11 protein-coding genes are annotated in these 13,225 nt (G+C 71.0%); 9 read left to right on the top strand and 2 right to left on the bottom strand.

Features of this window, described 5'->3' with window-relative positions:
* Window positions 1-4: 4 nt before the first annotated feature.
* Together B7K26_RS09140 and B7K26_RS09135 are read right to left on the bottom strand one after the other, a co-directional pair.
* The gene (locus B7K26_RS09140) at window positions 5-1,189 is read right to left on the bottom strand and encodes a Gfo/Idh/MocA family protein (RefSeq protein ID WP_084079189.1); all 1,185 of its coding nucleotides are present in this window, start codon (window positions 1,187-1,189) and stop codon (window positions 5-7) included.
* A gap of 435 nt (window positions 1,190-1,624) precedes the next feature.
* Window positions 1,625-2,674, bottom strand: coding sequence for a LacI family DNA-binding transcriptional regulator (locus B7K26_RS09135; RefSeq protein ID WP_234998770.1), 1,050 nt, complete (start codon window positions 2,672-2,674; stop codon window positions 1,625-1,627).
* Window positions 2,675-2,901: 227 nt separating this feature from the next.
* On the opposite strand from B7K26_RS09135, the gene B7K26_RS09130 reads away from it, so the two are divergent.
* The 9 genes from B7K26_RS09130 (at window position 2,902) to B7K26_RS09090 (ending at window position 13,205) form a co-directional block, all read left to right on the top strand.
* Window positions 2,902-3,825, top strand: coding sequence for a PmoA family protein (locus B7K26_RS09130; RefSeq protein ID WP_084078888.1), 924 nt, complete (start codon window positions 2,902-2,904; stop codon window positions 3,823-3,825).
* The gene (locus B7K26_RS09125; protein ID WP_084078887.1) at window positions 3,822-4,544 is read left to right on the top strand and encodes a cupin domain-containing protein; all 723 of its coding nucleotides are present in this window, start codon (window positions 3,822-3,824) and stop codon (window positions 4,542-4,544) included. The genes B7K26_RS09130 and B7K26_RS09125 overlap by 4 nt, the downstream gene beginning before the upstream one ends.
* Window positions 4,541-5,632 carry a Gfo/Idh/MocA family protein gene (locus tag B7K26_RS09120; RefSeq protein ID WP_084078885.1) on the top strand — a complete coding sequence of 364 codons (1,092 nt, stop codon included), beginning with the start codon at window positions 4,541-4,543 and terminating at the stop codon, window positions 5,630-5,632. Before B7K26_RS09125 ends, B7K26_RS09120 begins: the two co-directional genes overlap by 4 nt.
* Window positions 5,633-6,012: 380 nt before the next feature.
* Complete coding sequence (locus B7K26_RS09115; protein WP_084078883.1) at window positions 6,013-7,344, top strand: ABC transporter substrate-binding protein; 1,332 nt, start codon at window positions 6,013-6,015, stop codon at window positions 7,342-7,344.
* A 73-nt stretch (window positions 7,345-7,417) separates the two neighbouring features.
* A complete protein-coding gene (locus tag B7K26_RS09110) occupies window positions 7,418-8,398 on the top strand; it encodes a carbohydrate ABC transporter permease (protein WP_084078881.1) in 981 nt (326 codons plus the stop codon).
* A complete protein-coding gene (locus B7K26_RS09105; RefSeq protein WP_084078879.1) occupies window positions 8,395-9,306 on the top strand; it encodes a carbohydrate ABC transporter permease in 912 nt (303 codons plus the stop codon). The genes B7K26_RS09110 and B7K26_RS09105 overlap by 4 nt, the downstream gene beginning before the upstream one ends.
* A 1-nt stretch (window position 9,307) precedes the next feature.
* The gene (locus tag B7K26_RS09100) at window positions 9,308-9,976 is read left to right on the top strand and encodes a DUF624 domain-containing protein (protein WP_084078878.1); all 669 of its coding nucleotides are present in this window, start codon (window positions 9,308-9,310) and stop codon (window positions 9,974-9,976) included.
* A 146-nt stretch (window positions 9,977-10,122) separates the two neighbouring features.
* Window positions 10,123-12,099 carry a beta-galactosidase gene (locus B7K26_RS09095; protein ID WP_084078876.1) on the top strand — a complete coding sequence of 659 codons (1,977 nt, stop codon included), beginning with the start codon at window positions 10,123-10,125 and terminating at the stop codon, window positions 12,097-12,099.
* Window positions 12,096-13,205 carry a glycerate kinase gene (locus B7K26_RS09090; protein WP_084078874.1) on the top strand — a complete coding sequence of 370 codons (1,110 nt, stop codon included), beginning with the start codon at window positions 12,096-12,098 and terminating at the stop codon, window positions 13,203-13,205. The genes B7K26_RS09095 and B7K26_RS09090 overlap by 4 nt, the downstream gene beginning before the upstream one ends.
* The last annotated feature ends 20 nt before the right edge of the window (window positions 13,206-13,225 follow it).

Genomic DNA, 13,225 nt, shown 5'->3' with positions numbered 1-13,225 from the left:
CGCGTCAACGCTCCGTGCGGGCAGGCTCGCCGGCCTCGGCGCCCTCGGCGGTGTCGGGGACGCGGTCCGCGGAGATCTCGGGCAGGTCGATGCGCGCGCCGGTGCGGTGCGACTCGAGGCCCTTCTCGGCGAGCAGCATGCCGCGCGCGCCGGCCAGGAAGTCGTAGCGGTGCTCGGTGTTCGCGATCACGTGGCGGATGAACTCCTCCCACTGGGCGCGGAAGCCGTTGACGGACTCCTCCGTGTCGGGGACCTCCACCCACGTGGAGTCGAAGTCGATCTCGTTGCGCAGGTCCGGGTTCCACACGGGCTTGGGGGTGGCGTTGCGCGGCTGGATCTTGCAGCCGAAGAGGCCCACCACGGCGGAGCCATGCGTGCCGTCGACCTGGAACTCGACAAGCTCGTCGCGGTTCACGCGGGTGGTCCAGCTCGAGTTGATCTGCGCGGTGATGCCGCCGGCGAGCTCGAAGATGCCGTACGCGGCGTCGTCGGCCGTGGCGGCGTAGGCCTCGCCGGCCTCGTCCACGCGCTCGGGGATCTCGGTGACGGCGCGCGCGTAGACGGACTCGACGCGGCCGAAGAGGTTCTCCAGCACGTAGTTCCAGTGCGGGAACATGTCGACGACGATGCCGCCGCCGTCCTCGGCGCGGTAATTCCAGCTGGGCCGCTGGGAGGGGTGCCAGTCGCCCTCGAACACCCAGTAGCCGAACTCGCCGCGCACCGACAGGATGCGGCCGAAGAATCCCGAGTCGATGAGGCGGCGCAGCTTGATGAGGCCAGGCAGGTAGAGCTTGTCGTGGACCACGCCGTTCTTGATGCCGGCGGCGGTGGCGAGGCGCGCGAGTTCGAGCGCCTCGTCGAAGGACTCCGCGGTGGGCTTCTCCGTGTAGATGGCCTTGCCGGCGGCGATCGCCTTCTTGATGGCGGCGGCGCGTGCCTTGGTGACGAGGAAGTCGGCGTAGATGTGCCAGCGGTCGTCGGCGAGTGCCGCGTCGAGGTCGGTCGTGTAGTGCTCGATGCCGTGCTTTGCGGCAAGCTCTGCCAGCTTGGCCTCGGAGCGGCCGACGAGCAGTGGCTCTACCTGGACCTTGGTGCCGTCGGGGAGTTCCACGCCGCCGGCGTCGCGGATGGCGAGGATGGATCGCACCAGGTGCTGGCGGTATCCCATGCGTCCCGAGACGCCGTTCATGATGATGCCGATGGTCTGAGTTGCCACGTGGGTCCCCTCACGGTTCGTCGCCGGCGGGCCTCGTTGCCCGGGCGGATGACTGCATTTGGAAAGCGTTTACCGAACTGTACGTGGGCGGGTGGCGATCGCGCAAGGGGTGCGTGCCGAGAGCTCGGTTGCCCCGGCCTGCGCGTCCTTGCGTGTCAACGTGACGGTTGTCGCTCGCGACACGCAGGTACGGATGGACGATGCGACGGCGTGGCGCCCGTACCTACCGTCACTTTGGTGCGCGGCTATGGGGCGACGCAGGGCGACCCAGGACGACGCAGGGCGACGGGGCCGGGCGAGTTGGGGAACCCGGGCGACGGCGCGTGCGGGGTGCCGAGGACCAGGACCCTCCCAAGGGGGTCATCGGCGTGCCGAAAATGGGCGAGATCTACCCACCTTCGCAGGGGGTTAGCGCGCCGGGGTGGACTCCCGGATCGCGACCTCCGCGGTGATGGGTGCGGGCGCCTCGGCGCCGTCGGCCAGCGCAAGGGCGAGCGCCTCCTCGCCCACGCGCTCCAAGGGCAGGCTCGCCGTGGTCAGGCGCGGGGTCACGTCGCGCAGCGTCGGGATGTCGTCGAAGCCCGCGACGGCCACATCAATCCCCGGCTCGAGCCCGGCGTCGCGCAGCGCGCTCATCGCGCCCACGGCCATGACGTCGTTGACGGCGAACACGAGTTCGACGCCGTCGAGGCCCGCGCTCAGCAGCGCCTGCATTCCCTCGTAGCCGCCGTCACGGGTGAAGGCGGTCCAGCCGACCCGGGCATCGGCCACCTCGACGTCGTGCCCCGCGAGTCCCTCGCGGAAGCCCGCCAGGCGGTCGCGGGAGGTCAGCAGCGCGGGCGCGCCGTCCTCGTTCGCGGGGCCGGCGAGCACGGCGACGCTCCTGTACCCGAGCGCTCCCAGCCTGTCGCCAAGCGCGCGTGCCGCGCCGCGGTTGTCGACCTCGAGGGTGCGGAAGGGGGCATCGGCCGTCGAGATGAAGACCACCCGGCCGCCGTCGGCCTCGAAGGTGGTGAGCTCCCTCGTGAGCGCCTCGGCGTGGGCGTCGCCCGCGCGCCTCGAGGCCGCGAGGATGATCGCGCGGGGACGCTGGCCGCGCAGGGCGCGCACGAGCTCGACCTCGCGCTCGGGATCGCGCCTGGTTTCGGCCATGGTGACGATGAGGTGGTGGTCCTCGGCGGCGCCCACCACGCCAGCGGCGATCGAGGAGAAGTACGGGTCGGCGATGTCGCCGACCAGGAGCGCCACCGTGTTCGACGTGCCGCGTGCCACGGCCTGCGCTGAAGCGTTCGCCGAGTAGCCGAGGCGCTGCGCTGCCTCGAGGACGCGCTCGCGGTTGGCCGCCTTGACGTTGCGGGTCGACCCGTTGAGGGAGCGGGAGGCGGTGGCGAGCGACACTCCCGCCTCGCGCGCGACGTCGTGAAGGGTCACGGGGGACGTGCGGGGTGTCTCGCTCACGGCTACCTCTCGTTGTGGTGCGGCTCCCTCGAGGCGCGCATCGGGAGGTCGCGCGAGCCTGCACGTCGCCATTGAGTGCCGATGCGACACCTCCGTGCCGTTAGCCTGGCACGGTCCGGCGCGGATGTCATGGACGCCGCGCGGAAGTGCCGCTACGTTGGAGAGCGCTTTCCAACGATGCCGAGTGCGCCGCGGTCCTCCGTCGCGGCGCGGGAAGAGGGTCATCGATGACCTCCCTGACCGTGGACGACCGCGGCGATCGCGTGGTGCTGAGCCATGCCGGCCGCGAGCTCGCTCAGTACGTCTACCGCCCCACCGACGTGCGGCTCGAGTCGCCGCGCCCCTACCTGAGCCCAGTGCACACCCTGGGTGGATCGCTCGTGTCGCTGTTCAGGCCCCATGACCACGTGTGGCACAAGGGCATCGCGTGGTCTCTCCCGGTGGTGGGCGACGAGAACTTCTGGGGTGGCCCCACGTTCGTGCGCGACGAGGGCTACGTGCAGCTCGCCAACAACGGCGAGCAGGTACACGTGGGCTTCGCGAGCCTGGACGGCGGCGACGAGGCGCGCATCGTCGAGACCCTGGACTGGGTCACGGAGGCGGGCGAGCTCGTGTTCACCGAGGCGCGCGCGATCGGCGCCAGGGTCCTCGACGACTCCGCCTGGATGCTGACCTTTGAGACCCGCATGCGTAACGCGACCGATCGCGTGATCCCGATCGGCTCGCCCACGACCCGTGGCCGTGAGAACGCCGGCTACGGCGGCCTGTTCTGGCGTGGCCCGCGATCCTTCACGGGAGGGACCATCCTGTCGCCCGAGGGCGAGGGTGGCGAGGAGATGCGAGGCAGCCGCGCCCCGTGGATGGGGTTCCGTGGTCGCCACGACGGCACCGACCGCGCCTCCACCGTGCTGATGGTCGACGCGCCCACCAACGTCGCTCATCCGCCCGAATGGTTCGCGCGCACCGAGCAGTTCGCCTGCCTGTGCCCCGCGCCGTTCTTCTCGACGGAGCGGGAGATCGCGCCGGGGGAGACGCTGCGCGAGCGCTACGCCGTGGTCCTGGCCGATGGCGGTCTGACGGCCGACGCCGCAGGCGCCCTGGCGGCGAGGGTCGCCACGATCCTGGGTGACGGCGGGGAGGGTGCCGCGTGACGCACGCCCCCGCCTTTCCCTCGGGGGCGTCGGTGAGCGAGCTCGAGGTGTATTCGTCGACCGCGCCCGACGGCCTCGCCGGCGGCACGCCGCACCTGCATACGGTCGCGTCCGAGGCGTACCTCGTGATCGCGGGGGCGGGGGAGCTGCACGCCGTCGACGCGTCCGGCGCCTCGGTGACGCCGCTGACCGCTGGCGACACCGTGTGGTTCACGCCCGGGGTGGTGCATCGCGCGGTCAACCTCGGCGGACTGCGCGTGCGCGTCGTGATGTCGCACGCTGGCCTACCCGAGGCCGGCGACGCCGTCATGACGTTCCCCGACGACGTCCTCGCCGACCCCGAGGCGTATGCGGCCGCTGCCGCACTGCCCGGCCCCGAGTCCTCGCATGACGCACGCCTCGCCGCGGCAGCTCGCCGGCGCGACCTCGCGGTGGAGGGGTACGCGGCCCTCGCACCCGGCGGCGTCGTCGACCCCGACGCGCTCGCCCGGCTCTACCGACGGGCGGTCGCGCTTGTCCGCCCGCGCATCGGCGGGTGGACCGACACCTGGCGCCGCGCCCACGAGGGCGCGACCCGCGCCACCGAGACTCAACTCGCGGCTCTCGCCCAGGGCGAGCCTGGCTCGCTCGCTGCCGGGCGCATCGGCCACCCCCAGACCTCGCCCGCGTACGGCATGTGCGGGCTACTCACGACCATCGCGTACGAAGGAGAATTATGACCGCCACGCTCAGGGCCGCCATCGTTGGCACCGGGGCCATCGCCCATGCCCACGCCGAGGCGCTCGCGGCACTCGACGGCGCCCAGCTCGTCGCGGTGACGGACCGGGACCCCGCGGCGGCGGAGCGCTTCGCGCAGGAGCGCGGCGGGCAGGTCTACGCCGACCTCGACGCGCTGCTTGCCGAGTCCCGGCCCGACGTGGTGCACATCTGCACCCCTCCAGGCGTCCACGCGCCGCAGGCCATCGCCGCGATGGAGGCTGGAGCCCATGTGGTGTGCGAGAAGCCCGCCGCGCTGTCCCTTGCCGAACTTGACGCGATGGTGGCCGCCTCCGAGCGGACCGGCAAGCGCCTGGCCGTGGTGTTCCAGCAGCGGACCGGGACGGCGGCCGCGCACGTCAAGGCGCTCCTGGAGGAAGGCGCGTTCGGACGCCCGCTGGTCGCGGTCTGTCAGACCCTGTGGTTCCGCGATCAGGCCTACTTCGACGTGCCCTGGCGGGGCTCGTGGGCGACCGAGGGGGGCGGGCCCACGCTCGGCCACGCCATCCACCAGATCGACCTCCTCGCGTACCTGCTCGGCGACTGGGAATCGGTGCGTGCGGACCTGTGGCGCGTGGGCCGCGAGACCGGCACCGAGGACTCGTCGACGGCCACCGTCGCGTTCGCGAGCGGCGCGGTGGCGACGGTGGTGACTTCGGCGGTGTCTCCGCGGGAGGTGTCGGCGATGCGCATCGACACCGAGAAGGCCACGATCACGCTCGAGCACCTGTACGGCCACGGTCACGATCACTGGCGCATCACGCCGGCGCCGGGCGTGCCCGATGCCGAGGTGGCGCGGTGGGCCATGCCGGCCGCCGAGGAACCCAGCGGGCACGTCCCGCTCCTGCGTGGCGTCTACGGCGCGCTCGCGGCAGGGGAGGACCTGCCCATCGAGGCCGCCGACCCCGCGCGGTCCTTCGAAATCGTGACGGCCGTCTACTCGTCTGCCGCGCACGACGGCGCTCGGGTGACCCCGGCCTCACTGCGCCAGGACGCAGCGCGCATGGCGAGCCTCGAGGCGCCCGTAACGGAGCGCCGCCCGGGCCGGTAGCCCGACAGTGCCGCCCCTCCGTCGCCGCTTGCTTCCTGGCGGGACATGCGTGTCGGAATCCGGCACGATTCGACACTCATGTCCCGCTGGGCGCCGGGCGGGGCGGGGGCGGACTGCGGCGTGGCGTGACGGATTCCCGACATTTCCCCCCGCCACGCCGCCGCACGTCGGGACCCGTCGCCGTGCCCCGGTAAGGTCGCCGGCAACGAACAAAAATGTCTCGAATCGGTCACGATTGAAACGTTTTTGATCTGGGCGTTGACCGCGCACAGGTCATGGGTTACGTTACGGATAGCGCTTTCCAAAGGAGGGGGCGCAGCGGCCCGCCCCGGCGGGCGGTGCACCACGAGAGAACAACGAAGTTTTCTGGGAGGAAGACCATGGTGAACGTTCACAAGCGCCGCCGCTTCATGGCGGTCGTCGCTCTTACGGCGGCCAGCGGCATTGCCCTGAGCGCCTGCTCGTCCGGCTCCGACGCGGACCCGAGCGCCTCCGGATCGTCCGGCGGTGGGGAGGCCGCCAGCGGCGAGGACGTCACGCTCGACTTTGCCTTCTGGGGCAACGACGTCCGTGCCGACATGTACACGCAGTCCATCGACCTGTTCATGGAGGAGTACCCGAACATCACGGTGAATTCCACGTTCCTGGACTACCCCGCTTTCTGGGAGAAGCGTCAGACCGAGGCCGCCGGCGGTGGCCTGCCCGACGTGATGCAGTTCGACTACTCGTACCTGCGCCAGTACTCCGAGAACGGCCTGCTGCTCGACCTCGCCCCCTACCTGGGCAACGAGATCGCTACCGACGGCCTGTCCGAGCAGATCCTGGGCATCGGCGTCGTGGGCGACCAGACCACGGGCATCGCGACGTCGACCAACGCCTGGGGCATGTACACGAACCCCCAGCTGCTCGAGTCGGCCGGCGTCGAGGAGTTCGGCGGCGGCTCGTGGGACGACTACAAGTCGTGGGTGGCCGAGGTGACCGAGGCCTCGGGCGGCGAGGTCTTCGGCGGCACCGACTACACCGGACGCATCCAGAACTTTGAGGTGCAGCTGCGCGCCGAGGGCAAGAACCTCTTCAACGAGGACGGCACCCCCGGCTTCGACGAGGCTCGCCTCGCCGAGTTCTGGGAGTCCGGCGCCGACATGCGCGGCGAGGACGGCTCCGGCATCTCGCAGCAGAAGCTCGAGGAGATCTACCCCGTGTCCGGCTTCGGCTCTGCTCTCACGGCCTCCGAGCTCACCTGGGACAACTTCGGTGCCGGCTACCTCGGTGAGCTTGGCGAGTCGTACACCGAGCTCGGCCTGGTGGCCCCGCCCGTGACCGTCGAGGGCGCCAAGGACCTGTACCTCAAGCCGTCGATGCTGCACAGCGTCTCCGCCTCGACGGAGCACCCGGCCGAGGCCGCGATGCTCGTCGACTTCCTGGTCAACTCGCCCGAGGTCGGTGCCATCTTCGGCACCAACCGCGGCCTTCCCGCCTCCACCACCATGCAGGAGGGCATGACGTTCGAGGGCCTCGACGCCCAGATCCGCGACTACGAGGAGTCGGTCGCCGACCGCCTCGGCGACGCCCCGCCCGTGCCGCTCGTCGGCTACGGCACGCTCGAGGAGAAGTTCCGCGTCCTCGGCACCGAGCTGGGCTTCGGCACCGTCACCGTGGAGGACGCCGTGTCGCAGTTCTTCTCCGAGATGGACGTCGTCCTGAACTCCTGACCGTCCGCCCCGTGGGGCCCGAGCCGTCGCTTGGGCCCCACGGGGTACCCTCACTCACGCGACGGAAGGATCAATGGTGACCAGCACCGCGCATCGTGTCGACGAGGACACGCGCCAGAAGGCCCCGGCCCCGCATCACGCGGAGGTGGCCGTCTCTCAGAAGCAGCGCCACTGGCGCGAGTCGCTAGCCGGCTACGGCTTCCTCGCCCCCTGGCTCGTCGGCTTCTTCGGCCTTACCCTCGGGCCGATGCTCTACTCCCTGTACCTGTCGTTTACGCGGTACAACCTGTTCCAGCCGCCCCAGTGGATCGGCTTCGACAACTACATTCGCCTCTTCACGGACGACCCCAACTTCACGCAGTCGGTCAAGATCACGCTGATCTACGTGTTGGTGGGAACTCCCATCAAGCTTGCGGCCGCGCTCGGCGTCGCGATGCTCCTCAACTACCGCGACCGCGGCGCCGGATTCTTCCGCTCCTCGTTCTACGCCCCATCCCTCATCGGCGCCTCGGTGTCCGTGGCGATCGTGTGGCGCGCGATGTTCTCCGCCGACGGCCCCGTCGACAACACGCTGAGCATCTTCGGCATCACCATCGGCGGCTGGGTCGGCAACGTCGCCCTCGTGGTGCCGATGATGATCCTGCTCGCGGTGTGGCAGTTCGGCGCTCCCATGGTCATCTTCCTCGCGGGCCTCAAGCAGGTCCCGCGCGAGCTGTACGAGGCTGCCGACATGGACGGTGCGGGTCCGGTGAAGAAGTTCCGCTCCATCACGCTGCCGATGCTGTCGTCCGTCGTGTTCTTCAACCTGCTGCTCGAACTCATCGGCGCCTTCCAGGTGTTCTCGTCGGCGTACATCATCAGCAACGGCACCGGCGGCCCCGCCGGCATGACGAACTTCTACACGCTGTACCTGTACAAGCGCGCCTTCAGCGACGGCCAGATGGGCTATGCCTCCGCGATGGCGTGGGTCCTCCTCATCGTGGTGGCGATCATCGCCTTCGTGCTGTTCCGCACCTCGAAGTCGTGGGTGCACTACCAGGGAGAGAACCGATGACCGGCCGGGGAGACGTCTGGGTCAAGCACGACTCGGACCAGGAGCGCGTGGTCCAGCCACGCCCGTATTGGAACCGCAAGCGCGTCACCACGCTGATCTGGTTCGTGGCGCTCGCCATCCTCACGGCGATCGTCATCTACCCGCTCATCTGGCTGCTGTTTGCGACGTTCAAGCCCTCGAGCGAGTTCGGTCAGAACCAGGGCCTCATCCCTGACCAGCCCACCATCGACAACTACATCAAGGTCATGGACGGCATCGCGGGCGTGCCCATGTGGAGGTTCTTCGCCAACTCGGCCATCATTGCGATCGCCGCGACGGTGGGCACCGTGCTGAGTTCCGCGATGGCCGCCTACGCCTTCGCTCGGATCCGGTTCAAGGGCGTCGGGATCTTCTTCACGGCGATGATCGGCACGCTGCTGCTGCCGTTCCACGTCGTGATCATTCCGCAGTACATCATGTTCAACAAGCTCGACATGATCGACACCTACTGGCCGCTGCTGCTCCCCAAGTTCCTCGCTACGGAGGCGTTCTTCGTCTTCCTCATGGTGCAGTTCATGAGGGGCATCCCGCGCGAGATGGACGAGGCGGCGCGCGTCGACGGCGCTGGCCACGTGAGGACCTTCGGGTCCATCATGCTTCCCCTGATCCAGCCAGCCCTGGTGACGAGCGCCATCTTCTCCTTCATCTGGACCTGGAACGACTTCCTGGCGCCGCTGATGTACATCACCAGTCCGGAGAAGTACCCGCTGCCCATCGCGCTGCGTCTCTACAACGACCAGACCAGCACCTCGGATTACGGCGCTACCGTGGCGGCGAGCTTCCTCGCGCTGGTGCCGATCCTGCTGTTCTTCCTGGTCTTCCAGCGATTCCTCGTCGCAGGCGTGGCCACGCAGGGCCTCAAGGGCTGACATGACCACCAGGAGGCAGCGCCGCGCGGCCGCCCGCGCCGAGCTCGACGGCACGGGACCCACCCGCCCCGGGTGGGTCCCGCACGCCTGGCCAGGTGCACATACGGGCTTCGCCCTGTGGGGTGAGGTGCTGCTCACCGGCGTCATGGTGGCGCTCGCAGCGCTGCCGATCCTCACCGCACCCGCGGCGTTGGCGGCCGGCACCCGCCACCTCACGCGCTACCTGCGCGGTGAGGCGTCTCCGTGGTCGCGGTATTGGATTGACGTGAGGCAGGGTGCGATCGGCGGCGCGGGCATCGGGCTCGTGACGGCGGTGATCGCGACCATCCTGGTCGTCGACATCCAGCTCGCGGGAACGGGCCTCCTGCCCGGCGGCGGAGCCATCGCCGTCGTCGGGTGGGTGGGCCTCGCCGCGCTCGCCGTGCTGTTCATGGCGGCCGCGGGACAGTGGGACGCCGATGCCGGCTGGCGCAACGCCGTCGCGCGCGGCGTCTCGCAGCTGCGCGGCGACCTCGGCGGCGCCGCCTACCTGGCGTGCACCGCCGGCTTCGTCGGAGTCGTGACCTGGATGCTCACGCCCCTCATCGTCCCCGCCCTCGGTTGCGCGGCGCTCGCGATCGTCGCGATCCCCGCCCGACCCCGCAAGGGCGAGCCCGAGCGGCTCGGGTAGCCGCCGCCCGGCGGCGACGCCGAGCGCGGCCGAAGCCCGACAAGACCGACCGCGCCCGGCCGGCCACCGCATCGGCCGCCCGCACTGGCGTGTCGCGGTGGCGCTAGGCCAGGCTGGAACCCCCACCCCAGAGACAAGGACAGCGCATGCACTACGGAGGCGACTACAACCCCGAGCAGTGGCCCGAGGAGGTGTGGGTCGATGACATCGCGCGCATGCGCGAGGCAGGCGTGACGATGGTCAGCCTCGGCATCTTCTCGTGGAGCCGACTCCAGCCCGCGGAGGGCGAGTTCGACTTCGCGTGGCTGGACAGGGTGATTGACCTGCTGCACGAGGGTGGCATCGCCGTGGACCTCGCGACCGCTACCGCCTCGCCGCCGCCGTGGATGCACGAGACGTATCCCGAGATCCTTCCGGTGACGGCCGACGGCGTCACGCTCGGCCCCGGCAGCCGCCAGCACTACGCTCCCAGCTCGCCCGTCTACCGGCGCCTCGCCGCGGACCTGGTGAGGGCCCTCGCCGAGCGCTATGTGGACCACCCCGGCGTCGTCATGTGGCACGTCAACAACGAGTACGGCTGCCACCTCCACGAGGACCACTCGCAGGCCGCGCAGGAGGCCTTCCGGGCCTGGCTCGAGGACCGCTACGGCAGCATCGACGCGCTCAACGAGGCGTGGGGAACAGCCTTCTGGTCGCAGCGCTACAGCAGCTTTGAACAGGTGCGGACCCCGGCCGCGGCCCCGTACAGCCACAACCCCGGCCAGCTGCTGGACTTCCGCCGCTTCACCTCCGACATGTTGCTCGAGTGCTACCTCATGGAGAGGGAGATCATCCTCGCCGCGGGGGCGACGCAGCCCATCACCACCAACTTCATGGGCCCGTTCAAGCCCGCCAACTATCCGCAGTGGGCTCAGCACATGGACGTCGTCACCGACGACGCCTACCCCGACCCCGACGAGCCGGAGTCGTTCCGCGACGCCGCCTTCCAGCGCGACCTCATCCGGTCCATGAAGCCCGAGGTGCCGTGGATGCTGATGGAGCAGGTGACGGGCGCCCTCAACTGGCGGCCCACCAACGCGCCCAAGGCGCCGGGCCAGATGGCCGCGCTGTCCGTCCAGTGCATCGGCCGCGGCGCCGACGGCATCCTGTTCTTCCAGTGGCGGCAGTCGCGCGCGGGGGCCGAGAAGTTCCACGCCGCGATGCTTCCCCACGCGGGCACCGACACCCGGATCTGGCGCGAAGTGAAGGAGCTGGGGGCGCAGTTGGCGTCGCTTCCCGAGCTCCCCGCGGGGACGGCCGATGCCAGGGTCGCCCTGGTCATGGACTGGGAGAGTTGGTGGGCGGTGGAGAGCCCCGACCACCCGTCGAACGTGCTCGACTACGTGGCTGTGCTGCAGCGCTGGTATCGCGCGCTGCACCGCCGCCACGTGATGGTGGACATCGTGCCGCCCGAGCGGGTGACGGCATCGGCCTACGACCTGGTGCTCGCCCCGGCGCTGTACCTGCTGCGGCCCGAGGGCGCCGCGGCGCTGACGGCGTTTGTCGCGGACGGCGGGCACCTGCTCGCCGGGCCCTTCACTGACGTGGTCGACGAGCGTGACGCCTTCCTCGACGGCGGCTTCCTCACGCGCCTCGGGTCGGCTCTCGGGGTCACCATCGAGGACTTCGGCGCGCTCGCCAGGCCCGGCGGGGCGGGCCAGTCGGAGGCAGCGCTCACCGGCCCCTTCGGAACGGTGACCGGCACGCTGCTCGCGGAGGAGGTGGTGCTGCGCGGCGCCACCCCGGTCGCGGAGTTTGGCGGCGGGCGCCGCGACGGCGACCCCGCGCTGACGGAGCACTCCCACGGCACGGGCGTGGGCTGGTACCTCGCGACGGTTCCCGACGCGGCGGGGGCCGATGCCCTGGCGGGCTGGGCGCTCGAGCGCGCCGGGGTCGCGCCGGTGCTGGAGGGGCTTCCCGCGACCGTCGAGGCCGCCCGTCGCGGCTCGGTGGTGACCGTCATCAACCACGGCGACGAGCCCGCGGTGGTGCCGGTTGCCGGCCGCCACCTGCTGACGGGGGAGCGCGTCACCGAGGTGGCCCTCGACACGTTCGGCTACGCGCTGGTGGACACGGAAGCATGAGGGTCGTCGTCGCCCCGGACTCGTTCAAGGGCACGGCCGACGCCGCCGACGTGGCGCGCGCCATCGCCGACGGCTGGCACGACGTGCGTCCCGGCGGTGACATCGTGACGCTTCCCATGGCCGACGGAGGGGAAGGCACCCTCGACGCGCTCGCGGCCACGCCCGGCGCGGTGCGCCACCCCGTGACAGTCACGGGCCCCGACGGCCGCGACGTGGACGCCTCCTGGCTCGAACTTCCCGGCACCGAGGGTTCCGTGGGCGTCGTGGAACTCGCGTCGACGTCGGGAATCACGCTCATCGGCGAGCTGGTGCCGCTCGACGCGCACACCCTGGGTTTTGGCCAGGCGATCGCCGCCGCGCTCGACGCCGGCGTGCACTCGCTGCTGCTCGCCATCGGGTCGTCGTGCTCCACCGACGGGGGAGCGGGCGCGCTCACGGCGCTGGGCGCGCGGCTGCTCGACGCGGCGGGTGCGCCCGTGGTGCTCGGGGGCCGGGGGCTGGCCGAGGTGGCGACGGTGGACCTTTCCGGGCTCCGCGCGCTGCCGCTCGGCGGCGCCAGGGTGCTCTCGGACGTCACGAGCCCGCTCACGGGACCCGAGGGTGCCGCCGCGGTCTTTGGCCCTCAGAAGGGGGCGACGCCGGACCAGGTGGCGCTCCTCGACGCGGGGCTATCGCGGTGGGCCGATGCGGCGGATGCGGGCGATGCCGCGCGCGCCGACCGCGCGGCGCCGGGGGCCGGCGCCGCCGGCGGCACGGGGTTCGGGCTGGCGCTGTGGGGCGCCGCGCTCGGCTCGGGCGCGGCGGCGGTGGCCGATGCCGTCGGGCTCTCCGACGCGCTGCACGGAGCCGACCTCGTCATCACGGGCGAGGGTGCTTACGACGGGCAGTCGGACGCCGGCAAGGTGGTGTCGGAGGTGCGCCGCCGCGCCGCGGCGACCGGGCCCCCGGTGGCGCTCGTCGCAGGGCGGGTCGACGCCGCGACCGATGCCTTCGCATCGGCCGTCTCGCTGACGGACCTGGCGGGAAGCGGCGACGCCGCGATGGCTCAGACCCTGCGCTGGGCGCGCGAGGCGGGAGCGGCGCTCGCGGTCGCGTTCACCGACTAAACCGTCTCGGTCAAATGGAT

The sequence above is a fragment of the Demequina sp. NBRC 110057 genome, from assembly GCF_002090175.1.
GTDB lineage: Bacteria > Actinomycetota > Actinomycetes > Actinomycetales > Demequinaceae > Demequina.
The sequence above is the reverse complement of the archived record's forward strand: the minus strand, read 5'-3'. Positions and strand labels throughout refer to the sequence as shown.